Source organism: Bacillus sp. FSL W8-1202 (assembly GCF_038006165.1).
Classification (GTDB): domain Bacteria; phylum Bacillota; class Bacilli; order Bacillales; family Bacillaceae; genus Bacillus; species Bacillus subtilis.
Genome location: NZ_JBBOUR010000001.1, coordinates 592,537 through 616,972, shown reverse-complemented (window position 1 = coordinate 616,972; position 24,436 = coordinate 592,537). Strand labels below are relative to the sequence as shown.

Annotated in this window: 23 protein-coding genes and 5 pseudogenes; 22 read left to right on the top strand and 6 right to left on the bottom strand. The window is 42.5% G+C overall.

The annotated features are described in order from the left end of the window. Positions 1-73: 73 nt before the first annotated feature. The gene (fabZ, locus tag NSQ09_RS03105) at positions 74-499 is read left to right on the top strand and encodes a 3-hydroxyacyl-ACP dehydratase FabZ (protein WP_003221796.1); all 426 of its coding nucleotides are present in this window, start codon (positions 74-76) and stop codon (positions 497-499) included. Positions 500-571: 72 nt separating this feature from the next. Then, the gene (gene mscL / locus NSQ09_RS03100; protein WP_021445844.1) at positions 572-967 is read left to right on the top strand and encodes a large conductance mechanosensitive channel protein MscL; all 396 of its coding nucleotides are present in this window, start codon (positions 572-574) and stop codon (positions 965-967) included. A gap of 46 nt (positions 968-1,013) precedes the next feature. Here the strand turns inward: mscL and NSQ09_RS03095 are convergent, their stop codons facing one another. Continuing rightward, positions 1,014-1,850 (bottom strand): sensor histidine kinase, encoded by an 837-nt coding sequence (locus NSQ09_RS03095; protein ID WP_026113665.1) that lies wholly within the window; start codon positions 1,848-1,850, stop codon positions 1,014-1,016. Between the two features lie 33 nt (positions 1,851-1,883). On the opposite strand from NSQ09_RS03095, the pseudogene NSQ09_RS23065 reads away from it, so the two are divergent. After that, positions 1,884-2,036, top strand: a pseudogene (locus tag NSQ09_RS23065) (prealbumin-like fold domain-containing protein); the annotation flags it as partial. Between the two features lie 73 nt (positions 2,037-2,109). Next, a pseudogene (locus NSQ09_RS03085) lies at positions 2,110-2,574 on the top strand (class A sortase); the annotation flags it as partial. 1 nt (position 2,575) lies between these two features. Here NSQ09_RS03085 and NSQ09_RS03080 read toward each other — a convergent pair. Together NSQ09_RS03080 and NSQ09_RS03075 are read right to left on the bottom strand one after the other, a co-directional pair. Next, positions 2,576-3,823, bottom strand: coding sequence for an IS256-like element ISBsu2 family transposase (locus tag NSQ09_RS03080; protein WP_031600262.1), 1,248 nt, complete (start codon positions 3,821-3,823; stop codon positions 2,576-2,578). Positions 3,824-3,974: 151 nt separating this feature from the next. Then, a complete protein-coding gene (locus NSQ09_RS03075) occupies positions 3,975-4,385 on the bottom strand; it encodes a YwpF-like family protein (RefSeq protein WP_003227794.1) in 411 nt (136 codons plus the stop codon). A 174-nt stretch (positions 4,386-4,559) separates the two neighbouring features. Between NSQ09_RS03075 and ywpG the strand changes: the two are divergent. The 4 genes and pseudogenes from ywpG to ywpJ all read left to right on the top strand — a co-directional run bounded on the left by ywpG (position 4,560) and on the right by ywpJ (position 7,224). Then, a pseudogene (gene ywpG, locus NSQ09_RS03070) lies at positions 4,560-4,942 on the top strand (DynA interaction protein YwpG). 76 nt (positions 4,943-5,018) lie between these two features. Continuing rightward, positions 5,019-5,360, top strand: a complete 342-nt coding sequence (gene ssbB / locus NSQ09_RS03065; RefSeq protein WP_003227798.1) for a single-stranded DNA-binding protein SsbB — start codon at positions 5,019-5,021, stop codon at positions 5,358-5,360. A gap of 224 nt (positions 5,361-5,584) precedes the next feature. Next, on the top strand, positions 5,585-6,361 hold the full coding sequence (gene glcR, locus NSQ09_RS03060) for a transcriptional regulator GlcR (RefSeq protein WP_003244075.1): 777 nt from the start codon (positions 5,585-5,587) through the stop codon (positions 6,359-6,361). 5 nt (positions 6,362-6,366) lie between these two features. Beyond that, the gene (gene ywpJ / locus NSQ09_RS03055) at positions 6,367-7,224 is read left to right on the top strand and encodes a phosphatase YwpJ (RefSeq protein WP_017696583.1); all 858 of its coding nucleotides are present in this window, start codon (positions 6,367-6,369) and stop codon (positions 7,222-7,224) included. 125 nt (positions 7,225-7,349) lie between these two features. Here ywpJ and NSQ09_RS03050 read toward each other — a convergent pair whose 3' ends face one another. Next, positions 7,350-10,118: a DEAD/DEAH box helicase gene (locus NSQ09_RS03050; protein WP_014481139.1), complete on the bottom strand. Its 2,769-nt coding sequence runs from the start codon at positions 10,116-10,118 to the stop codon at positions 7,350-7,352. Further along, positions 10,105-11,715, bottom strand: coding sequence for an SWIM zinc finger family protein (locus tag NSQ09_RS03045; protein WP_017696584.1), 1,611 nt, complete (start codon positions 11,713-11,715; stop codon positions 10,105-10,107). Before NSQ09_RS03045 ends, NSQ09_RS03050 begins: the two co-directional genes overlap by 14 nt. Positions 11,716-11,918: 203 nt before the next feature. Here NSQ09_RS03045 and NSQ09_RS03040 point away from each other — a divergent pair, with 203 nt between their 5' ends. From NSQ09_RS03040 to NSQ09_RS02975, 14 genes and pseudogenes are all read left to right on the top strand, one after another. Next, the gene (locus NSQ09_RS03040; protein WP_003242876.1) at positions 11,919-12,062 is read left to right on the top strand and encodes a hypothetical protein; all 144 of its coding nucleotides are present in this window, start codon (positions 11,919-11,921) and stop codon (positions 12,060-12,062) included. A 234-nt stretch (positions 12,063-12,296) separates the two neighbouring features. Continuing rightward, a complete protein-coding gene (gene tkmA / locus NSQ09_RS03035; protein WP_003227811.1) occupies positions 12,297-13,043 on the top strand; it encodes a protein-tyrosine kinase activator TkmA in 747 nt (248 codons plus the stop codon). Further along, entirely contained in the window at positions 13,033-13,749 is a 717-nt protein-coding gene (gene ptkA / locus NSQ09_RS03030) for a tyrosine-protein kinase PtkA (protein ID WP_015714839.1), read from the top strand. Before tkmA ends, ptkA begins: the two co-directional genes overlap by 11 nt. Positions 13,750-13,797: 48 nt before the next feature. After that, positions 13,798-14,562, top strand: a complete 765-nt coding sequence (locus NSQ09_RS03025) for a tyrosine-protein phosphatase (protein ID WP_014481136.1) — start codon at positions 13,798-13,800, stop codon at positions 14,560-14,562. Positions 14,563-14,756: 194 nt separating this feature from the next. Beyond that, positions 14,757-16,079: a UDP-glucose 6-dehydrogenase UglF gene (gene uglF, locus NSQ09_RS03020; RefSeq protein WP_017696585.1), complete on the top strand. Its 1,323-nt coding sequence runs from the start codon at positions 14,757-14,759 to the stop codon at positions 16,077-16,079. 211 nt (positions 16,080-16,290) lie between these two features. Continuing rightward, positions 16,291-17,075 (top strand): annotated as a pseudogene (locus NSQ09_RS03015) (YwqG family protein). Between the two features lie 477 nt (positions 17,076-17,552). Continuing rightward, the gene (locus NSQ09_RS03010) at positions 17,553-17,975 is read left to right on the top strand and encodes a YwqH-like family protein (RefSeq protein ID WP_017696586.1); all 423 of its coding nucleotides are present in this window, start codon (positions 17,553-17,555) and stop codon (positions 17,973-17,975) included. Between the two features lie 8 nt (positions 17,976-17,983). Continuing rightward, positions 17,984-18,244, top strand: coding sequence for a YwqI/YxiC family protein (locus NSQ09_RS03005; RefSeq protein WP_024572843.1), 261 nt, complete (start codon positions 17,984-17,986; stop codon positions 18,242-18,244). A gap of 18 nt (positions 18,245-18,262) precedes the next feature. Next, positions 18,263-20,149, top strand: coding sequence for a ribonuclease YeeF family protein (locus NSQ09_RS03000; protein WP_341030566.1), 1,887 nt, complete (start codon positions 18,263-18,265; stop codon positions 20,147-20,149). 2 nt (positions 20,150-20,151) lie between these two features. Further along, positions 20,152-20,616, top strand: a complete 465-nt coding sequence (locus tag NSQ09_RS02995; protein WP_129138090.1) for a hypothetical protein — start codon at positions 20,152-20,154, stop codon at positions 20,614-20,616. A gap of 337 nt (positions 20,617-20,953) precedes the next feature. Beyond that, positions 20,954-21,322, top strand: coding sequence for a hypothetical protein (locus NSQ09_RS02990; protein ID WP_129137988.1), 369 nt, complete (start codon positions 20,954-20,956; stop codon positions 21,320-21,322). Positions 21,323-21,357: 35 nt separating this feature from the next. Continuing rightward, the gene (locus NSQ09_RS02985; RefSeq protein WP_129137987.1) at positions 21,358-21,909 is read left to right on the top strand and encodes a hypothetical protein; all 552 of its coding nucleotides are present in this window, start codon (positions 21,358-21,360) and stop codon (positions 21,907-21,909) included. Between the two features lie 76 nt (positions 21,910-21,985). Then, positions 21,986-22,638: pseudogene (locus NSQ09_RS02980) on the top strand (hypothetical protein). A 106-nt stretch (positions 22,639-22,744) separates the two neighbouring features. Then, a complete protein-coding gene (locus NSQ09_RS02975) occupies positions 22,745-23,461 on the top strand; it encodes an endonuclease V (protein WP_129137986.1) in 717 nt (238 codons plus the stop codon). 86 nt (positions 23,462-23,547) lie between these two features. Here NSQ09_RS02975 and NSQ09_RS02970 read toward each other — a convergent pair whose 3' ends face one another. After that, positions 23,548-24,429 (bottom strand): LysR family transcriptional regulator, encoded by an 882-nt coding sequence (locus NSQ09_RS02970; protein ID WP_014481127.1) that lies wholly within the window; start codon positions 24,427-24,429, stop codon positions 23,548-23,550. Between the last annotated feature and the right edge of the window lie 7 nt (positions 24,430-24,436).

Genomic DNA, 24,436 nt, shown 5'->3' with positions numbered 1-24,436 from the left:
CTTTTCAAATGTACAGATTGGATCTTTGATGATTGCTATACATACTAATGCAGATGAAGGAGATGTCAAGACAATGCTTGATACTCAGCAAATTAAAGAAATTATTCCTCACCGTTATCCGTTTTTGCTTGTGGATCGGATTACGGAAGTTGAAGAGGGCAAACGGGCAAAAGGCTATAAAAATGTAACCGCTAATGAAGAGTTCTTTAACGGACATTTTCCTCAGTACCCGGTTATGCCCGGCGTATTAATCGTAGAAGCACTCGCTCAAGTCGGAGCTGTTGCGATGCTGATTAAAGAAGAAAACCGCGGCAGACTGGCTTTTTTTGCAGGCATTGATAACTGCCGCTTTAAAAAACAAGTCAAGCCTGGTGACCAGCTTCACCTTGAGGTTGAAATCATTCGTGCCCGCGGCACAATCGGGCGCGGAAAAGGCGTTGCCACAGTTGATGGCGAAGTCGTTTGCGAAGTAGAACTGACTTTTGCCCTCGGAGAATAATTGAAAAAAGGCAGATGGCCAGCGGCACATTTGTCTTTTTTTCTTTACAAATATAGAAAAGCAGGTGATTGTATGTGGAATGAATTTAAAGCCTTTGCCATGCGGGGGAATATCGTAGACCTTGCGATTGGTGTTGTGATAGGCGGCGCTTTCGGAAAGATCGTCACATCTCTAGTAAATGATATCATTATGCCTTTGGTCGGTTTGCTGCTGGGAGGGCTTGACTTTTCAGGCCTGTCGTTTACGTTTGGCGATGCTGTAGTGAAGTATGGCAGCTTTATACAGACGATTGTGAACTTCTTAATTATATCGTTCTCCATTTTTATCGTCATTCGGACTTTGAATGGGTTAAGGCGCAAAAAAGAAGCAGCAGAAGAAGAGGCTGCGGAGGAAGCGGTGGATGCGCAGGAGGAGCTGCTGAAAGAAATCAGAGACCTGCTGAAGCAGCAAGCAAAGTCGCCGGAATAAAAAAGATGCCGTTAGAAACGGTGTCTTTTTTTATCTCAATTTTCGTTTAGGTTCGTTCTGTGTCCTTCAGTTCTTTAGGGCTTCCTGTTGTTTCAGCGAGATGAATGAGCATTGAGACAGAGGTGCCTGCATCCGGAGTGCTGCTGATCATCAACTCGCTTCCGCAAAAATGTTTCAGCCGCTGATTGATATTTTTCAATCCGACGCTGCGATCAAAATCCGTTGATAAGAGATCTATTTGTTTTTCCGGAGTTATCCCGGGACCGTTATCCTCTACTTTGATGTGATACTCATTTTTGCTTTGTTTTTTAGCTGTCAGTTTGATCCATCCTCCGCCTCTTTTCTTGCTGACACCGTGAAGAACGGCATTTTCCACCAAGGGCTGAATCATTAAAGGCGGAAGGATAAAGTCAATGTCTTCATCTATATCGAAAAGAACCTCAAGCCGATTACCGAATCGCGTCTTTTCTATAGAAAGATAGGAATTGATAATCGAAAGCTCATGTCTGAAGGAACTGATGGCTGATGTATTTTGAAAGTCAAAACTCATTCTTAAATAGTTGGTAAATTCCTCTGTTACCTCCCGGGCCTTTTCAATATCCAAATGAGTGAGAGAAATAATCGTGTTTAATACATTATAAAGAAAATGAGGCTTGATTTGCGACTGGAGAAACGCCATTTCCATTCTTGTGGCTTGATTTGCTGTATGTTTCATCATTATCAGGTTTTGAATACGCGCCATAAATTCAGAGTAATGATAGGGTTTTTGCAAAATGTCATTCGCTCCGGCATGAAAAGCCTTGTATTTGTCATGGCCGATAATGGCAGCTGTAATGATCAGAACCGGAAGATCAACCATGCTGAATCGTTCGCGAATTTTCATACAGACTTCGAAACCAGTCATATCCGGCATCATCAAGTCACAGCTTCAGGCCTTGCACCGGGACAATACGCTTTTGTTGAAACGAAAGCGCCAGCCGGTTATGTGCTGAACACTGAGAAAATAGAGTTTGAGATTTCTGATTCCTCTGAAGGAAAGCCTGAAGCTACAGATGCCGGGATCGCCATTAAAGCATTCCAGTCAAGTGGAGAACGTCGAAAGCACGTGAAATATACTTATTTTTACTTCACAATCAAGGCGGCGGATAACAATTAAAAGTGTCGATCTGGAGCTTCCGATCGTAAAAGGCACAACCAATGAAAATCTTTTGATAGGGGCGGCAACAATGCGCCGGGATCAAAAAATGGGTGAGGGAAATTATCCGTTGGCGGGCCATCATTTGAAGCAAAAGAATCTTCTGTTCGGACCTCTGGAAAACATAAAAACAGGTGCCCAAATTGTCATCACGGATTTTAAAAAGGATTATATCTATTCTGTAACATCGAAAGACATCATATCGGAAATGGATGCAGATGTAGTTGAGGAGACAAACAAAAAGGAGATTACGTTAATCACATGTGACAAGGCGGTCAAAACCGAAGGGCGCCTCGTTGTGAAAGGGGAATTGGTTGATTCTTTTGGCCATATATGCAAGAGTGAAAGCACGCAGAGAAAAGCTGCCGTTCAAAACGGCAGCTTTTTTGGGCTTGTCAAGAAAAGTGTGTAAGTTATTCTAGATATTTCTTCACACGTTCCTTTAGGTGGTCATGAACTAATAGTTGATTCATGACCATAGCCCATTGCTGGATGCGTCCACCATCCCATTTCTTTTCTAATTCTTTTGTTCGTAAAAACAATATTTTTAATAGGGCATTCTCATGGGGGAATGCTCCTTTTTTCGTGACTTTTCGAAAGCTAGAGTGGATACTTTCAACGGCATTTGTAGTGTACATGATTTTACGAATATTACCACCATAATCGAAAAGTTGTTCCACATGAGAAAAGTTTCGTTTCCATACGTCTACAGCTCCAGGGTACGTAGACCACTGCTTTTCAAAAGATTCAAATGCACTGTGACAAGCCTTAAGGCTTGGAGCTCCATACACTTTCTTTAAGGCAGCAGTAAAAGGCTTGTAGTCTTTACTTGGTATATACTTAATCGAATTTCGAATTAAATGAACAATACATCTCTGTACGGTCACATCAGGAAAAATCGCACGTGCTCCTTCTTCCAGACCACTAACGCCATCCATTGAGAGAAAGAAGATATCTTCTACACCACGAGATTTGATTTCATCAAAAATTTGCATCCATTTATGTTTACTTTCCGTTTCATTCAACCACAAACCTAGAATGTCCTTTTTACCTTCTATGGTATATCCTAGTATTGTGTAAACGGCATACTTCTTCGTTTCATAGTCATTACGAATGGTTGTGTAAAGACAATCGACAAACACAAAAGGGTAACAGTTACTTAAGGGACGATTTTGCCACTCTTCTAAATTAGGAAGTACAGTATCCGTAATGTCGGATACCATTTCATGAGATACAGAAAAGCCATAGATGTCTTCTATCGTGGAAGAAATGTCTCGTTGTGACATTCCTCTGGCATACATCGAAATGACCTTATCCTCTATAGAGGATACATCTCTTTTACGCTTTGGAATCAACTGCGGTTCAAATGAACCATCACGATCACGGGGGACTGCAATTTCAACTTCTCCTGCCGTTGTTTTCACGATCTTTTTGCCATATCCATTTCTTCTATTTCTTGTTTCTTTTTCTCCCTTGTCATTGGATTCATAGCCCAAATGGTGATTCATTTCACCTTTTAGCATTGACTCAAACATGGGACCAAATATGTCTTTTAATGCTTCTTGCATATCTTCTACTGATTTAGGCTGATACTGTTCGATAATCTTGTTAGCTAATTCTACGGAGTTCGGATCTCTTTTCAATTTCCCCACTGAAACCACTCCTTTAGCTTTATACTTATTATTCTATCAAATAAAAAACTGTGTGAGTAAGGAACCGTACGCATTCCTTACTTACACAGTTAATATTACACTCCCCTATTGTGATGCTCTTCGGTTCTGAGTCTGTTTTGGGGAACATGCCCCCTCATATTTATAATTTTTGCTTAAATGCCTCAATGAGTTTTGTTCCTGTATAGCCCTCTTTTACAAGGGACTCGAGAATGGTTTCAGTGCCCTGCTGTTTTCTTGTGACCATTTGTCCGTAGAGTAAAACCTGAATGCTTTCTTCCAGCTTGACGATATTTTTCACTGCTGCTGTCAGCTGGGCGGGGCGATTGCTTTTTTTCGTGATCGTTACAAATACTTTGGCTTCAGATTGGCTGTTTTGAAGCTGTTCAAAAAAAGACAGATGTTCTTTCTGTACAAGCGCCTCAATCAGCCAGTGATTTTCACCGTCTTCTTTATTTATAATCAGTCCGTCAATAAGGGGAAACTGTTCGATTGATTGTTCTTCCTTGTCCACTCGTTCCACATTCAGGTCAACCAGTTTAAAGGTTTTCATTTCTTCTCACCCCGATTACTTCCAAAGTTTTCTTGCCTTCCATTATAACATAAACGTTTTCGAGGAAAAAATCCTGCAATGCTGGGGCTAAAGAATTTTGTATGAGCGAAACATTTAATAATTTCTATTTTTTCATTATACTGTAACTGACTATGGATTACGGAGAGATGTGGTATGAATCAATTTCGTTTAAAAGAAATTTATATTGACGGCGCTCCTTCTGAAAGCCATTTGATTCAAAAGGAAGTAACATATATGTTAAGCCGTAAAGAAGTGTTTGAGGTTCATCTGAACAAAAAAGGAAGAATAAGTTTTTTATACGAAACACAAGATGGCATGGAGCAGTATAAAATCAAGCTGTCAATGCCGGAAAAAAATTGAGCTTTCAGTGGTTTGCGTGGGATGGCTCTTCCTATGTGCGCATGAATACGCAAAACTGGCTGACAAAGCAAATCTTTTTCTGTTTTTTAAAAAGTACATATTTCTTCAAAGGAAAAAAGCAAAAGATGTTTTTAGCTGAAGGAAAAATGAAAACGAAAGATAAAAACAGAGGCTGAAAGCCATTTTTAAGCGTTTTTCTTTTCTTGTTGCATCATTTACAATACATACAACCGCAAGGAGAGGAGGAATCGCATGTTCAATCAGGTCATGCTTGTCGGACGTCTTACAAAAGATCCTGATCTTCGCTACACTTCCGCCGGTGCGGCAGTTGCACATGTTACGCTCGCGGTGAACCGCAGCTTCAAGAATGCTTCAGGTGAAATCGAAGCTGATTACGTCAATTGCACACTTTGGAGAAAAACAGCTGAAAACACGGCGTTGTATTGCCAAAAAGGTTCTCTCGTCGGCGTAAGCGGACGGATTCAGACAAGAAGCTATGAAAACGAGGAAGGCGTTAACGTGTATGTAACAGAAGTGTTGGCTGACACTGTTCGTTTTATGGACCCTAAACCCCGGGAAAAAGCTGCTGATTGACACCCCTTGCTCCTCCCGTTATCTTTCCATTCACCATTATCCGAATCTTCGCATCATCCCCTCAAAATTGACCAGTCGACCAGACTGGTTCTTTCTTTTTGTCTACATAGGAAAAATTGGTTCTCTCGACGCATTTTTACTTAAAATCACTTATTAATGTTGAATAAAATTAAACAAAAACTTATAATTACTTATAAATGATTGCTGAGAAAAGGAATGAGGGCGTGTACCAAGAAGAAAGATTAGTAGCGATTTTGGATTTTTTAAAACAGCATAACCGAATTACAACGGAGCAGATCTGTACGCTCCTGCAAGTGTCAAGGGATACAGCGCGGCGAGATCTTGTGAAACTTGAGGAACAGAATGCCATCATCCGCACAAGAGGCGGCGCCATTTTGCCGACTGTGCATCAGAAAATTCAAAGCTATTCCGGCCGCCTGAAAACAGTGTCTGAGGAAAAAAATAAGATCGGCAGGCTTGCAGCATCGCTTATTCATGATGGAGACCGGGTGATTTTAGACGCCTCTACAACTGTTCAGGCATGTGCAAAGCATTTGAATGCGGTTGATTGTACCGTAATCACCAATTCGATTAATCTTGCGGATGTGCTGTCCGATAAAGAGGGAATTGAAATTTATCTGCTGGGAGGCAAGCTGGAAAAGGAGCACCGCTTTCTGTACGGGTCCTCTGTGATTGAAAAGCTCTCAAGCTACCATGTTGATAAAGCGCTGATTGGTGTGGTCGGCATTTCCGAACATGGCATTACAATTGCGCATGAAGAGGATGGCATGGTGAAGCGGAAAATGATACAGCAGGCAAAGCAGGTAATCGCGCTTGCAGACCATTCTAAGCTGGGCAGCACCAGTTTTTATCAGTATGCGGAGCTGAATGAAATCGACCTCTTGATTACAGACAGGCTGCCGAATCAGGCATTTTGTGACTTGCTTGACCGAAACGGCGTTGAGCTTCTCGTGACAGAACAGGATGAAGGAAAGGACTGACAAACGTGAAATTAATTGCGATTGACTTAGATGGAACCTTACTCAACAGCAAGCATCAGGTAAGCTTGGAAAATGAAAACGCACTGCGGCAGGCGCAGCGGGATGGCATTGAAGTGGTGGTGTCAACTGGGCGCGCTCATTTTGACGTCATGTCAATCTTTGAACCGCTGGGGATCAAAACATGGGTCATCAGTGCAAACGGCGCCGTCATTCACGATCCCGACGGCAGGCTTTATCATCACGAAACGATTGATAAGAAACGGGCGTATGACATTCTCTCATGGCTTGAGTCGGAAAACTATTATTATGAGGTATTCACAGGTTCAGCGATTTATACACCGCAAAACGGCAGAGAACTTCTTGATGTTGAGCTCGACAGATTCAGAAGCGCAAATCCGGAAGCGGATCTTTCTGTCCTTAAGCAGGCGGCCGAGGTGCAATACAGCCAATCGGGCTTTGCTTACATTAACTCCTTTCAAGAGCTGTTTGAAGCCGATCAGCCAATCGATTTTTATAATATTCTCGGCTTTTCTTTCTTCAAAGAAAAGCTTGAGGCAGGCTGGAAAAGATATGAGCATGCCGAAGATTTGACGCTTGTCAGTTCGGCTGAGCACAACTTTGAGCTTTCTTCCCGAAAAGCTTCCAAGGGGCAGGCGCTGAAGAGGCTTGCAAAACAGCTGAATATTCCGCTCGAGGAAACCGCTGCTGTAGGTGACAGTTTAAATGACAAATCGATGCTGGAGGCTGCGGGAAAAGGTGTAGCGATGGGCAATGCCCGGGAAGACATCAAATCGATAGCCGATGCTGTCACCTTAACCAATGACGAACATGGTGTCGCACATATGATGAAACATTTGCTGTAGGTATATGTGCTGCCACAAAAGCGCATCCTGTTGATAACCGGCGTAACGGATTTTTTGGAAATTCGGCGTGACGGCTATGAACGGAAAAAAGCTGGCTCTTTCAGAGCCAGCTTTTTTAGTCATGATTATTGCGCTGTTGCGCTTAATGTAAACAGTTCTTCAAGCTCCTGTGTGGAAAGCTCGGTAATCCAGTTTTCACTTTGGATAATTTGATCGTTCAGGGTTTGCTTGGATTCAAGCATGACATCAATTTTTTCCTCGATTGTTCCCGTCGTAATCATTTTATGAACGTGGACAAAGCGCTCCTGGCCTATGCGGTATGCACGGTCAGTCGCTTGATTTTCAACCGCCGGGTTCCACCATCTGTCATAATGGATGACGTGATTGGCGGCGGTCAAATTAAGTCCGGTGCCTCCAGCTTTGAGTGAAAGAATCAGTGTCGGATATTCTTTCCTTTGAAATTTCTCAACGAGTGTATCCCGCTCTTGCTTGGAGAGACTCCCATTTAAAAATTGCACAGGTTCCCCGAACGTTTTTTCAAGCAGCCGCTTCATCATGTTCCCCATCTGAATGTATTGCGTGAAAATCAGGCAGCTTTCGTTTTGGGCGCGGATCGCTGTCATCAGTTCCAGCAATTTTTCGAGCTTGACTGATCTGCCGGCCAGCAGCTCGGTTTGCTCTTCCTTTAAATAAAGCGCGGGATGATCGCATATTTGCTTGAGCCGTCCAAGCATGCTGAGGATCAGCGCTTTTCGCTGCATGCCGGTCAGTGATGTCATATGGTCAAAAGTGTCTTTGACGAGCTGCTCATAAAGGGATGCCTGCTCGGCTGACAGCGGGATAAATTCTTTTTCTTCCAGCTTCTCAGGAAGATTAAGCGCGACCTCTTCATCCCGTTTCGTCCGGCGGAGAAGGAATGGCCGGATTAATTGCTGAAGCTGTCCGATTCTCTTTTCGTCCCGGTCTTTTTCGATCGGCAGCACATAGCGTTTATGGAAGCCGGTCAAACTGCCGAGATAGCCTTTATTCATGAAGTCAAAAATGGACCACAGCTCAGTCAGCCGGTTTTCCATCGGCGTGCCGCTCAGCGCGATATGGTGAAGCCCCTTCAGCTTCCTGATTGCGCGTGATTGCTTCGTATGCGCGTTTTTAATATTTTGCGCTTCATCAAGGCAGATCGTGTTCCATGTCACAGAAGAAAGCTCTTCAGTATCTGCATGTGACAGACCGTATGAAGTGAGCACCACGTCTGCGTTTTCATAATGCGCGGCGAAATCATCCCCCTTTGGCCGACGCGGCCCATAATGGAGCGCGACAGACAGATCAGGGGCAAAGGTTTGAAGCTCCCGCTGCCAGTTGCCAAGTACGGATGTCGGCGCAATAATCAAATGAGGCGTTTTTTGCCGGCCGCTTTCCTTCACGTGAAGGAAATAGGCGATCATTTGAATCGTTTTCCCAAGCCCCATATCGTCAGCCAGACAGGCGCCAAAACCGCTTTCCCGCAGAAACAGCAGCCAGTTCATGCCGTATTTCTGATAAGGGCGGAGCGTTCCTTTGAAAGAAGGACTGACTTCGTGCTCCGGCAGGTTTTCCGCGGCAGTGAGCTTTCGAATCAGTGACCTGAGCTGTTTAGACAGATCAAACTGAATGCCGGCGAAAGCGGATGTATCAATCAGATCCGAATCCTCAAGTCCGCCATCCTGCTGATCCATTAGCTCGCGCGCCAGAATATCAGACATGTGGAGTCCCTCTGATTCTGCTTTTTCCATCAGGCGTTTCATCTGTTTGATAAACTGCGGATCGATTTTAACCCATTGCCCGCGGATATTAACAAGGCGCCTGTTGCTGGCGACAAGCTCATTAAATTCATCCTCAGTCAGTTCAATTCCATTTGTCGCAAACCGCCAGTTGAAATCAAGCAGTGCATTCATGCCGACAAATGACTCTCCACGCGGGGAGGAAGACACCTTTGCTTTCAGCATCATGTTGCTGTCTCTGACAATCTGCCACCAGGACGGCAGGAGGATTTCTACCCCCATATCGACAAGCGTCTCACTTGCTTCTGACAGGAAGATCCAGGCTTCTTCCTCCGAGATCAGCGTTGTCCCGGAATCAAATGACAGCCACGGAACCGTTCTGTGAAAGCGGTCCTGCTCACGCGCGATTTTATCGCTGTATGCCTGCCACGATTTTTTGAGGCTCTTCAGCCTGTCAAAAAATTCTACAGCACCGCTCTTTTTATCACGTAAAAACATCTCAATTTTCCAATCGTCTCCGTCAAAGTCCGGTTCATTTAAGCGCAAGCCGACAGTAAATGGAGATTGGTCGTCAATCCAGCCAATGCCTTCCAGAAAATCCTCTTCATCAAGAAAATGGCCGCGGAATGACGTAACCGCAGGCGATTTCTCCTTGATATGTTCCCATTTCTCCCGCAGTTCATCGTCGTATTGGATGTAATCCTGTACGGCAGCGGAAAACCATTCCGCAGTAAAGCCCTCCAGTATATTATCGCGGTCCTTCCAGCGAAAAACACCGTTTGTCCATGCGTCATAGTCAGGCAGAAAATCGCCGTCCGCGATAAATTCATAGATGGTCGAGGCCGCCTCGATCAGCGGCTCTGTTTCTTCTGTAAGCTGCACGGAGCTGAATGAGTTGAACGAGTTTTTGCCGAGAAGCTCTACAGTCATCCATGGAGATAGCAGGACAGCAGTCGTCCCGATGAAGCTGACATCCTCTAGAAAGGTTCCGTAAAATGAGGATTCATGCCATTGGAACAAATGCTTTTTCATATGGTTGTAGGGAAGAGGCTGCTCATTCTCATCAAAGGCTGAGAGCGTAAATGACCCATCTTCCATTTGTTCGACGTGGATGAGAATTTCTTTAAGACTCGCCATCAATCAACTTTCCTTTCTGCAGTTCTTCTTGAAGCGCACGCAGGCGCTTGTAATGCGAGCTCAGCAGCTGAATATACCGCTCCCACACCTTCTGCTTTTTCGCTTTTTTGTACAGGGTGCGCAATTTTTTCAAATACCGGGCGGCTTCCTTGTACGAGCTGCGGTTCTTCTGATCAATGAAAAAAGCCACTTCTCTATGGTAAGCCGGTATAAGCGCCTCAGGGTCGCTCGCTGCAATTTCCTTGAGCATCATTTTATCCATTTCATTGATGGAAAAGCCGACAAGGCTATGAATTTCAATCCACTCGGCATAGCGTTTTTTTTCATATAAATGATGGCTGTATTCTGTGAACGTATACGGCAGACAGCCCGCGGCAAAGCGCTCAAACAGCGCTTGATCATTGGTTTGCTGCACATAGGCATTCAACAGAAGGAACAGCTCGCCGATCACATCGCGAATCTCTTTAAACGGCTTATCCAGCTTCGTATAACCCATCGCAATTGGCTCAATTTGCTGGTACCATGTTTTAAGCCGTTTCCAGTCCTTCTTGGCAGTCATTTCACTCAGCCATTGGAACGTATAAGGGAGCGCTTCCGGCGGGAATTGATCCGCTTCCGCAAAAATAACGTCATCATTCTTTTGCAGGAATTCCAAATGCAGGCGCCCGAATTGCAATTCGGGAGAAAAACGCCGTCCTGCTTCTTTTTTCAATATCTCCTGTTCACGTGCCACCCATTTTGGCCGCGACAGCAGCGCACTCCAAATTTCACCGAAGACGCGGATGCGTTCATATTGGAAAATTTCTTCTTTCAACAGCAAAGGTCGGATAACATCCGGTGTTTTATCCAAAAACGGATCAAGCGCAAAAGACAGCGCGTACGTTTTTAATTTATCAATAGAGCTGTAGATTGTATCCATCAGCTGTTCAACGTACGGATTGAGGGAATAAAAATCTTGTTCGGGGTTCAGCTTGCCCGCTTCAATCAATGTGAACATGCGAAGCCAAACCGCAATCGCGGAATGAATCTGGTACAGGCTTTTCAGCTCCGGCTTGTTCGGCGCATGTTTTTTTAATGCGGACAGGTAGCCGTAATAGAGGCCCTGCATGTTTTGGCTGCCTTCCGGCGTACGTGCCTGCCAGAGAGAAAACTCTGAATCAAAAAAAGCAAGCCAGCTTGAAAGCGATTCTTCATTAGGCAGCACCTTTTCCTGAAACTGGCGGCGGACGAGCTCTTTGCTTTCCTCAAGCTTTTCCCTCTCGAGCCAATACTCTGTAAAAGTACCCACTCGCTCGAACATTGCATATACATATAAAAACACAGCCAGCATATGGCGGCAGATTCTTCCGGACGGACATGAACAGCCGCTTTTGACTATGACAAACAAGTTCAATGTGACCCGCACAGGCACAACATCCTGCACGTAAGCCGTAACTTCCGTCGGACTCACTGCTTGTAAACGATAGACTGAATCCTGCCGATATAAAATAAGGGCTTTTTTGATCAGCTGAACATTTTCCTCATTGTAAGGAAGAAGTTCTTTTAACTGTTCAGCATATGCCAGCACATCGTCTTTGGAAATCATATTCTGAAGCATGATTATCGCTCCTAACCGAGTCACGTAATAAAAAGATCCAATTTCTCTATTATATCGCAACACATCGGCCTTAAAAAGTTTTTCCTAAAAAAGGACATAAAAAATGGGATGTGTCGAATGATGTATTAGAGATTGCAAATTGATAACCAGCATCATATAATAATCGTGTTTTCAACTTAATGGAAGCTGAAAGGAAAAAAAAGATGAGTGAAAAGAAATTGAATCAAGAAGAATTTCTGAAAATTTTGATGCATGCACATGAAATTGGTGAGCAGTCATCTGAGATGACGACGAAGGAAATGCTTGAAAATTTGATTTCTCATATTAAAAATGGATATGCAACATAAAAATCCCGCACGCCTTTTGCGGGATTTTTTTATGCGAGGTTACGTGACTGCACGAAATAAGAGAAAATGAGACAGCGCTGTCAACACAGTAAATATAGCGCTTACATAAAAAAGAGTAACATTTCGTTTTGTGAAAAAATGTCGAATTATGTCACGTGAAAAGCTGGAGAAATGCGGTTTCAACGTTGTATAATCGTAGATGGAAAAGGATGTTATAAGAGATTTGGAGGTATCATGGGAGAATCTACAAGCTTAAAAGAGATATTATCAACGTTAACAAAACGCATACTTTTGATTATGATTGTAACCGCAGCTGCCACTGCTGCCGGCGGACTCATTAGTTTCTTCGCACTTACACCCATCTATGAAAATTCAACTCAGATTCTGGTCAACCAATCGAAAAATGAACGAAAAGAAGTTCAATTTAACGATGTCCAAACCAATCTTCAGTTAATCAATACGTACAATGTCATCATTAAAAGTCCTGCCATCTTAGATGAAGTCATTAAAGAAATGGGCCTGTCGATGACATCCCAAGAACTGAATGACAAAATTACCGTATCCAGCGAACAGGACTCCCAAGTGGTCAACATATCAGTCAGGGATGAAAACGCGGAAACAGCGGCTCATATTGCCAATACTATAGCATCTGTTTTTCAAGACAAAATCACATCCATTATGAATGTTGACAATGTCAGCATTCTGTCAAAAGCCGAGGTTTCAGAACATCCGTCCCCTGTATCGCCAAAGCCGCTACTAAACATTGCCATCGCGTTTGCAGCCGGATTGGCGGGAAGCATCGGACTGGCCTTCCTGCTCGAGCATTTGGATAATACGATCAAATCGGAAGAGCAGCTCGAATCCTTGCTGGACATACCTGTTTTAGGGACAGTTTCCACCATTGCGAATGAGCAGAAAACAGCAAAGACCTTACAGGGTTTCCAATCTGAAAAAACGGGGAGTGGACATTTTGGCGCTTAGAAAAAGCAGAGACTCGCGGATGCGGAGAAATGTCATTGCAATGACAGAGCCGAAATCCTTGAACTCTGAACAATATCGGACGATTCGCACGAATATAGAATTTGCTTCAGTGGACCGCCAGATGAAATCAGTGATGATCACATCGGCTTGTCCCGGAGAAGGAAAATCAACAACGGCCGCCAACCTGGCTGTCGTATTCGCCCAGCAGGGAAAAAAAGTGCTCCTGATTGATGCTGATTTGCGAAAACCAACAGTACATACGGCCTTTTTTCTTGAAAATACGGTTGGCTTAACATCTGTTTTATTAAAGAAAAGCTCTATGGAGCAGGCTGTACAGGCATCGAATGAAAAACATCTTGACGTGCTGACGAGCGGCCCGATCCCGCCAAACCCGGCCGAGCTTCTCTCCTCGAAGTGGATGAAGGAGCTTGCATACGAAGCGTGTGCGGCATATGATATGGTCATTTTTGATACGCCGCCTATTCTTGCCGTAGCAGATGCACAGATTTTAGGCAACGTGGCAGACGGTTCTGTTCTGGTTATTTCAAGCGGGAAAACAGAAAAAGAACAAGCCGCAAAAGCGAAAGAGGCGCTTGAAACGTGCAAAAGCAAGCTTCTTGGGGCGATTATGAACGGCAAAAAGCTTTCGAAGCACTCTGAATACGGATATTACGGAAACAAGGACAATTTCATGCAAAATAAATAACGTGCATCGTGCCCGTTATTTATTTTTGCGAAAAAAGGGGGCTAGGACATGATCGATATTCACTGTCACATTCTTCCCGCAATGGATGACGGGGCAGGTGATTCGGCCGACAGCATAGAAATGGCAAGAGCCGCTGTTCGTCAGGGAATCCGGACGATCATTGCGACACCTCATCATAACAACGGTGTGTATAAAAACGAGCCAGCTGCAGTCAGAGAAGCAGCAGATCAGTTAAACAAACGTTTAATCAAAGAAGACATTCCTTTACATGTGCTTCCGGGACAGGAAATCAGAATCTACGGCGAGGTGGAACAAGACCTTGCCAAACAGCAGCTGCTTTCGCTGAATGATACAAAACACATCTTGATTGAGTTTCCGTTTGATCACGTTCCCCGATATGCGGAGCAGCTTTTTTATGATTTGCAGCTGAAAGGATATATTCCGGTTATCGCCCATCCTGAACGCAACAGGGAAATTCGCGAAAACCCGTCCTTGCTGTATCATCTTGTGGAAAAAGGAGCAGCATCTCAGATTACTTCAGGAAGTCTTGCGGGGACCTTCGGCAAGCAGCTGAAAGCATTTTCTCTCCGGCTGGTTGAAGCCAATTTGATCCATTTCGTAGCCTCAGATGCCCATAATGTGAAAACGAGAAATTTTCACACTCAAGAGGCCCTTTATGTTCTAGAGAAAGAATTCGGCTCGGAACTTCCTTATATGCTGACGGAAAATGCAGAGCTTCTCCTGCGGAATCAGACCATCTTCAGACAGCCTCCGCAGCCGGTCAAAAGAAGAAAATTGTTTGGTCTTTTTTAACAGCCGATTCTCATTTCACCACTTTCTTTTTGAGAGCGATATAATAGTGTATTGTATGGTTGAATCACATTTCAGAAATCTGTACAGGCTGTACCCGACAGGCTATGCGGGAGATCATTCGCATTCATGATAGGATGTTCTCATACGATATTACGGAAGCTGCAAAGCAGCAATTTAACTGTTGGAGGGAAACAATGAATATAACAGTCATCGGAACAGGCTATGTCGGTCTTGTGACAGGTGTTTCTCTTTCTGAGATTGGACATCATGTAACCTGCATTGATATTGACGCTCACAAGATTGATGAAATGAGAAAGGGCATTTCCCCCATATTTGAACCAGGTCTTGAAGAGCTGATGAGAAAAAATACAGCTGATGGACGGCTGAACTTTGAAAAAAGCTATGAGAAAGGCTTGGCACAGGCAGACATCATTTTTATAGCGGTCGGCACACCGCAGAAAAGCGATGGGCACGCCAATCTGGAGCAAATTACAGATGCGGCCAAACGCATCGCAAAGCATGTCAAACGAGATACAGTCGTGGTAACGAAAAGCACAGTGCCCGTTGGGACAAACGATTTGATTAATGGACTGATCACTGAACATCTAGCGGAGCCTGTCAGTATTTCGGTTGCATCCAATCCGGAATTTTTGCGTGAGGGGTCGGCGATCTATGATACCTTTCATGGTGACAGGATCGTGATCGGGACGGCCGATGAGAAAACAGCAAATACGCTGGAGGAGCTCTTCCGTCCGTTTCAAATCCCGATTTACCAAACGGATATCAGAAGCGCCGAGATGATCAAATATGCCTCAAATGCTTTTCTGGCCACTAAGATCAGTTTTATAAACGAAATTTCGAATATATGTGAAAAGGTCGGCGCCGATATTGAAGCAGTCGCATACGGGATGGGACAGGATAAGCGGATCGGGAGCCAGTTTTTAAAAGCGGGTATAGGCTACGGCGGCTCTTGTTTTCCAAAGGACACAAACGCCCTCGTGCAAATTGCCGGCAATGTCGAGCATGATTTTGAACTGCTGAAATCGGTTATCAAAGTCAATAACAATCAGCAGGCGATGCTGGTTGATAAAGCGCTGAACAGGCTCGGCGGGGTGACGGGAAAAACGATTGCCCTTTTAGGCCTGTCATTTAAACCGAATACGGACGATATGAGAGAAGCGCCGTCAATTGTTATTGCAGACCGTCTCGCTGCGCTCGACGCCCGTATCAGAGCCTACGATCCCATTGCAGTTGGTCATGCAAAGCATGTTCTCCCGCAAGCTGTTGAATATAAAGAGACGATCGAGGAAGCTGTCAAAGGTTCTGACGCCGTCATGATTTTAACCGACTGGGCTGACATTAAACAATTTCCGTTAGCGGCTTATCAGGATTTGATGGAATCGCCGCTCATATTTGACGGCAGAAACTGCTACACATTGGATGAAGCTGCGGCTTCAGGAGTGGAGTATTATTCTGTCGGTCGGAAGGCGGTTGTTCCGTCAGGTGCAATTCAATAGATGAAAAAGAAAGGCTGGTTGCGCACCAGTCTTTTTTTCATCTATTGCGGGGTGCTGAATACATTTGCTACTATTTAACTATTGTTTGGAAAATTATACAGAAGTAGGGCTTCTTTAAACAATCGTTTGAAAAACATTAGAAGAAACGAAGAAAACCAGAAAATAAAACCTTTCAAAAATAATTGGAGATGCCGGAAAAGGAGAGAATCTGATGAATCATCTGCCCGAAAAAATGAGACCGTACCGCGACTTGCTGGAGAAATCAGCGAAAGAATACGTGAAATTGAATGTCCGAAAAGAGAAAACAGGACGATATGACAGCAAAATTGCCGGTGATCCCTATTTCCCCAAGCATGAAACATACCCGACTGATGAAAATGGACAGCCGATGAAGCTTCTGTCACAGATTATTTCTCGCACATTCCCCAGCTTGACGGCTACCCTTCTTCAGGTATCCTGCAGTTCTACATTTCTGTTCATGATGACGTCTATGGATTGAATTTTGACGATCGATGTGAACAAAAGGATTTCAGAGTGATCTATTTTGAAAATATCATAGAAAACGAAGACGAGCTTGTTTCTGATTTTTCATTTATTGGCACAGGCGAATGTGATTTTCCGATTTTATCAGAAGCGGCAGTCGAGCCTGTGAAATCTTCGGAATGGGTGCTGCCTACAGATTTTCAATTTGAGCAGTATACGGGCATGGAAACAATGGAGTTCTTTGGTCAGTTCGGCGAGGATGAAGAAGACATTTATAATGAACTGGCTGAAAACGGATTTGGCCATAAAATCGGCGGATACGCTTCTTTTACCCAGCATGATCCACGGGAATACGCATATAAAGAACACACCATCATGCTTTTACAAATTGATTCAGACGATGATATCGATTCAATGTGGGGAGACGTCGGCATCGCCAATTTTTTCATCACACCTGACGATCTAAGGAAAAAAGACTTTTCAAACGTTCTGTACAACTGGGACTGCAGCTAATACAAGCTTTTGATCCAAAGGGTCACACATGATGCCAATAAGCCAGCACCGTAAGAGGTATTGACTTATTAAATAGCAATGTGGCTGCAATACCGAAAACAAAGAAGGACAGAAAAGGAATGACAACAAAAAAATCATCGGACTGAAAAAACTCACTATCATCACCCTATACCATTTTACAGTAATTACCATAAAATAAGAAGAGACAGATCAACAACATCTGCCTCTTTCAAGTGCCTTTATAACTATGACATTAGGTATTTCTATTTGATAAAACGCTTTTATTAACTGTATAACGAACAAAAACAAGATCAAATACCTACATTTCAAGAGCGTTATATGCCTAAATTAAGCCATTTACCCTATTTAAGCCGCCTTCTGGCTATTTTAAAATATGATATATGGAAATAAAGTATGGAAAAGTCTATCTTCATCAGCCCCTCCATACGACTTTTTGAGTATTAAGAGGTGATTCAGATGGGTTATGAAAGTATGCTGGCGGATATCAAAAGTTCGCTCAACGGAAAAATTTCCGACGTGGAAGACAAGATCGAAAAGCTGAAAAAAGCAAAAAAGGACATAGACACGCTGCAAGAAGAGGCAATCACTGAAATCAAAGAAATTGTAAAACCGGAATTGGGCAAGCATTGGACGGGAACAAAAGCCGATGATTTCGACAAGGGAAGAGAAGAGGCGAAATCGGAAGCATCTAAGATTGTGAATGATAAATATAACGAGTATATGGCTTCGATTCAGATGGAGATTATTCAGTTGGAATCTATGAAATTTCTCTATGACAAAGAATTAAAGCTAGCGAATTTTGCTGGTCATACTCTTGCTAAGGGTGAAGAATTCTTGGAGGATGCTGTTAATCAAATTAAATCTATTAAATTGTGGTGATCTTTTTTATGTCAGAAATTAAATTGAAATACGATGCTGTAATCAAAACATTAGAGTCTGTCAAAGATGCGCTTGCTGACGTATCAATCGGCGCCGCGGGGTCCAATGGAAAAAATAAACTCGATTATACGAAAAAATATCATGAGCGTGAGGAGAACATCAAAACCATGCTCGGAGATTACAAAAAAGCGGTACAGAAAAATATCGAGGATACAAAGGATAACGTAGATTCACTTAAAGAGCAGGACGAGGCGATAGCGGTAAAATAGAACAGAAAGGGCAGTGCGATGAGTAAAGTATTTGAATCAAAATCTTTAATCGAAGAAGCGAAGAGCAGAAAAAAGCAATATGAGACGCTTGAGGAGCAGCTGAATACGCTGAAAAAAGCGTTTCAGGGAGTTGCAGATTTAGGCGATAATTTTAAAGGAAAAGGTGCGGACAATATTAAAGATTTCTTTCAGGGACAGGCGGAAATCGTCGAAAGCTGGCTGACGCTTGTCTCTGCTCAAATTGCATTTTTAAACGGCATTTCAGGCGATATTAAAGATCAAGAACTGAATGATTCATATGTGGAAACTTCATTTTTGGATCATGAGCTGCCCAATGGAGACCTGAAAGCCTCAGAGATAGTCTCCGCTCATAAAGAAGAAATCGATTCTATTTTGTCAGGCATCAGCGATATTATTGATCTCGACATGTACACGCTTGACGAGTATGCAGATAAGATGGGCGATGCCCAAAAAGTCAGACGTGACACGATCACAGCTGTCGATAAGCTTGATGAATCCCTGACCACTGAATATCAAAATTTAGAATCTCTGGACAACGCAGTGCTCACCAAATATTCTATTCTCATGCAGGCCACCAGCAATGGGAAGAGCGCATCCCCTATGTACTATGACAAAAAAGCCTTCCACAGCAATGAAGTTTACAAAAGCGTGATTGAAGTAGAAAATCAAGGAACAACCTATATTGATGCAAAATCCCAGCAAGCAGAAGCAAGACGTCTCCAGGAAAAAGCCGAGGAAGAAGCAAACAAACCATGGTACGAAAAAACATGGGATGGAGTTTGCAACTTTACTGGAGAAGTCACTGGCTATTATGATTATAAAAGAGCAACTGAAGGCGTTGATCCGGTTACCGGAGAAAAACTCTCCACCGCAGAACGTGTGACAGCAGGAGCTATGGCCGCAGCCGGATTTATACCAGTCGTCGGCTGGGCAGGCCGCGCCTTCAAAGGCGGAAAAGCCATCTACAAAACCGGAAAAGCTGCTATCGCGGCTGAACACGCTTTAGATGCCTACAAAACAGGCAAATCCTTAGACATTCTCAAAATGACAGAAATGGGTGCATACGGCCTTGTAGCGTCAAACGGATTCTCAGAAGCCGTCACAGGCCGGGATATGTTCGGAAACAAAGTGTCTGAGGAGAAGCGGAAGCAAGGGGCGCTCGAAGCGGCATTGAGCTTGGTTGGAGCCGGTGCATTGGCGAAACATATTGATAAAGGCATCCCGCTTGCAACCCATTCAAAAGTCCAAAAAGCAAACAAAACACTAGAGAAAGTAAAACAATTCAAAGTCCCAACAAACGTCCGCGTGTACGCAGAACGCCCAGTAACTCCGGAGGGCTTCACATTCGGAATCCCGACAGTACGTGTAGATGTGGAAAAGACGGCTGTTAAGGATCTTGGGATTGTGAAGATGGTTAATAGTGGTAAAGGTATTAAGGGTACGGGTAAGTCATCTAATAAGAATCCATTACCGTCTTGGCTTAAAGAACGGTGGGAAGCAGGAAATAATTTCAATAAGGAAAATCGCCCCCGTTACCCTTATAATGAAGTAGAGCTAGAAGCAAAAGAAGCAGGCGGCAAAAAGTACGTAGTTGATTCATATTCTCCAAATAAGGAGATAGTTTCCAGGAAGTATACTCAACTTAGTGACGTTCAAGAAAAGACAGCACTGAGTTACTTGAACGAGATTACTAAAAAATATTCTTCAGGGTCTAAAATATCAAATGGTCCTTTTAATCCAAAAGCTCTTAAAGGCGGACGACTGAAAGGTGAATTGATATTAGAAGTACCTGTTCAAAATAAAGCTATTCCACAAAAAATTCTTGATGAAGCAACAAAAAATAGGATTATTATTAGGGATATAAATGGGAAGGTGTATAATTGACTATGAAAGTTTATTATTGTGATGAATGGTCGGACATAAAAAAACAGCCTTGGAATATTCTTGATGATTGTACCGCATACTTACATCACCAAAAACATGAACCATATACTGCGGTATTAACCGAAGGCGAAAAACCTAAATATGTTGTAAATGTAACAAATGAATGGGTTTCAGTGGGTTTTTATGATGACTTGACTCGTAAGTATCTGAATTATGATTTTGAAGTTATAAGTGATGGTAAAATCTTCTTAAGAACAGCAATGTATTGGGAATATGATGATGCAACTGATAATGAAGTTAGCAGTTTGATTTTAGGCTTTCGCGAAGATGGTCATATAGCAATGGAGAAGACAGATTTCAAGACCGGTTCGGTCGAAGAGCGTGAGACTAGCGACAACCTTAAGAGCAACTGGGATGATTTCCCTAAATTTGGTGAATATAATCACTTGTGCAGAGAGGAAAGATAATATGAGATGCAGCTAATGTTCTCATAACGTTTTTCTGGAAGAATATCAGTTTTAATCCTTTTACAAGTAAGTAGAAAAAACTAACCTTCCCTCGATTGGCGCTTGCCTCTCGAGGTTTTTTATACTTAAAATTTTTGCATTGAAACTGATCTATAAGATAATTAGTAAGATGAATATAGATGCAAGAGGCAGCCTTGTAAAATGAAGTTTGTACAGCTAAGTAAATATTATCCATAATCTACATTTTCACCTTTCAGGTCTCCCACTCAAATAGTTGGTTGACAAGTTATCTAAAAACAGACTTTAAGAATAACGGCTCTCTAAAGAGGTTATATAAATGAGAAAACATATTAAATTAGATGTTCCAAAAGCTAATATACATCCCTTAAGAATAACACAAGGTTGGAAAGTAAATTATAATCATTTTGTTGAAATAGATCCAAGAACTTTAGAACCGAATGATGATTCCTGGTTTATGTTCACAGACAGTTTGTTGCAGCTTTATCATGAACAATCCTCAATAACGCTTGATTTAGGCTGGGTTCCTGACATTTCTCCTGAAGGTAATTATCTGGTTTTACTAGTCAAAGATAATGATTGGGAAGATCCTATTAAAGAATTTTCATCAGATGACTATAAAAAAGTGATTTTATATATTGAATATCATTTAAAACAAGTAACAACTACTTGGTGGAATGAAGTTTAGATTTTCTTGATTAAAGGATGGAATGGTTACTATTTATGGAACATGGAATCAGATTTATTAATGAATACCCTGAAATCGGTGAAGTGCTTCATCGTCTATTTGTGAATAGGGAATTAGACGAATGGTACAAGAACAAATGCGCAGGGAAAATAAAAGTACCTGATGAATTTAATCAAATAAAAGGTTTGAAAAAAATTGAAGTTAGAGATTTAAACAATCCTTCAGGAGAAATCAATATCCACTTGCAAGATCTTTCTGGGGAAAATGGTTTTCATTTAGAACAGCAAATCAATATGAAAGTATCTAAATTGGTTCCTGTTTATGTATTAGATTATAGTTATTCCCTAAGACACGATTTAATCGATGGCGTTTATGATATTGTAGGCACCGCTGAATCTTTAGAATTCATTCAGGGAACGAACTATATTAATAAAATAATGCAAGAGAAAGGGTTTATTGAACTCAGTTATTTATATGATTACTACGATACTGTGTATGAGTGGAGTGAATTGCCGCATATACAGCCTTTCAACAGGAGATTAATATTAGGAGATGCCTTGTTTACTGATGTATTAGAATTGCTATAGTTAAAAACTTGCCGTGTTGTCATCGGCATGTTTTTTTATAGATAGTATAACAATATGGAGTGCAAGGAGAAGCGGGATGGAAAGAGACCATATTTCTCAACTGCAGCCATTAAAAATCTGCAATGGCTGGTCTGTAGTACAGAACAATTTATGTTCAGAAAAAAGAATGCAAGAAAAATGTGAATTACTAATACTACAAAATGAAAAACGTAATGCTGTTATGAAGGCAGTATATGAAAATAATCAATACCATATCAAAGTAGCTGGCTTAAAAACAGATAAGATTTATGAAGATGAGTCTTTTAATGAGATAGAACAATTATTAGAAGAGTTAGAATATCAAATCTGGAGTGTGGGAAGCGGGGTTTTAGAGGGTTTGCAGCCACTAAGCCAACAGATTCCCAATTTTTTAAGGCTAAAGATACCGGCTGATTGGACTGTTGATTATATTACATTAAAGGATACTGATCTAAGACGCTAGAGGCAAATGACGATGCTTGGTTATTTGACTTTAATCAAGATCTCCTGCAGATTTCTCATAAGACAAAAAATTTGCTGCTTGACGTAGGGTGGTACCCAGAAGGTGATCCAGCCGGAAGCTATGGGATTGAACTGATAAAAAACGAAGATTGGGAAATTCCTTTAGAGGATATTATGTGTACTGAACTTAAAGAATTAATTAAACAATTGGATTATATTTTTATGAAAGAAATGAAAAATGAATATTAATAAAAAAGCAGATTATACTATCTGCTTTTTTCAATGATATAATTTGGTGTCATTGCTAGATTCGACATGCAGGACAATTGAGCGCGAAGAGAGGGAAACAAGTAAAATGGAAATACATCAAATTCACGATTTTCATCTAAAAGATGAATCGGATTTTGTTCAAACACAACAATCCCTTAAAAATCGTATCAACCTATCCACCTCCATCAACCTAGACTCCATCAACACCTGCGCAGGCGTCGATCTCGCCTATTGGGAGCAGAACGGAGAACCATACGGAGTGTGCAGTATTATCGTGATTGACGCTGATACAAAAGAAGTCATTGAAAAAGTGCACAGCATGGGGAGAATCAGCGTGCCGTATGTTTCCGGTTTTCTTGCGTTTCGCGAGCTACCTTTGATCATCGAGGCGGCGAAAAAGCTGGAGACGGAGCCGGATGTCTTCTTGTTTGATGGCAACGGATATCTGCATTACAATCATATGGGCGTTGCCACCCATGCGGCTTTTTTTCTGGGTAAGCCGACGATTGGGATTGCGAAAACCTATCTCAAAATCAAAGGCTGCGATTTCGTGACGCCTGAAAATGAAGTAGGCGCATACACCGATATTATCATTGACGGCGAGGTATATGGACGGGCGCTGCGAACGCGGCGGGACGTGAAGCCTATTTTCTTGTCTTGCGGTAATTATATTGATTTAGACAGCAGCTATCAGATCACGATGAGCTTGATCAATCAAGAAAGCAGGCTGCCGATCCCTGTCCGCCTGGCTGACCTTGAGACGCATGTTTTGCGAACGTTTTATCAGAAAAATCACATGTAACACTTGGTGCTCTAAGTCATCAAGTGTTTTTTTGTATGTGTGTGCTTTCCTGGTCTCAAAAACCTTGTCGTCCTTGTGGAGAGGTTTTATTTGAATGTTTTCCGTGTCAAATCAATAAAAGCCTTTAATGGCGCAGACATCCACTTGTCCTTATGCCATGCTAATTGAGTGAAAACGGGGCAATCGCTCTGCCAATTGAGTTCTTTCATCCGGCCTGCTGCAATATCATCTTTTACTGTCATTTCAGGCAAGATTCCAATCCCAAGTCCGGCCATTACGCATTGTTTGATGGCTTCTATGCTGACGAATTCCAATTTGTTAGGATAGACACCGGAGTCATGCAAATTGTTCTCAAAGAGCGTGCGGTACGAGCAGCCGTCCTCTGTCAGCAGAAGAGTTTCGTTTTGAAGATCCTTCAATGTTACTGGTAAATCCGCAGGAAAAGGATGGTCATTAGCAGCCACCATTTTGATCTCATCCTGAATCAAAGATTCAACGTGCAGTGCGTCTTCCATCCGGTTTACATCCAAGATGAAGGTGATATCAAGCTGGCCCTGTAAGAGCTGTTCTTTCGCTTGTTCATTGGAGATATATGGTTTGAATATGAGCTTTACTTGGGGAAAAGCCTGTTTAAATTCTTTTATGATAGGGGGCAGGCGGTATGTGCACTGGCTTTCCGTCGCCCCGATTTTTAAGGTTCCGGTTGTTTCTCTTACTTGATTTGCGGCCATTTTCGCTTCTTCTGTTAACGCAATGATCTTCTGTGCATAAGATTTGAACGTTTTTCCTGCTTCTGTCAAGATAAGCCGCTTGCCGAGCCGTTCAAATAAAGGCGTCCCAATTTCTTCTTCAAGTGATTTGATCTGAGAGGTAACGCTTGATTGTGCATAATTAAGCATTTTGGCGGTTAAGGTGAAGTTTACATGTTCTGCCGCCGTAATAAAGGTGATCAGCTGCTTCAATTCCACTTGTTCT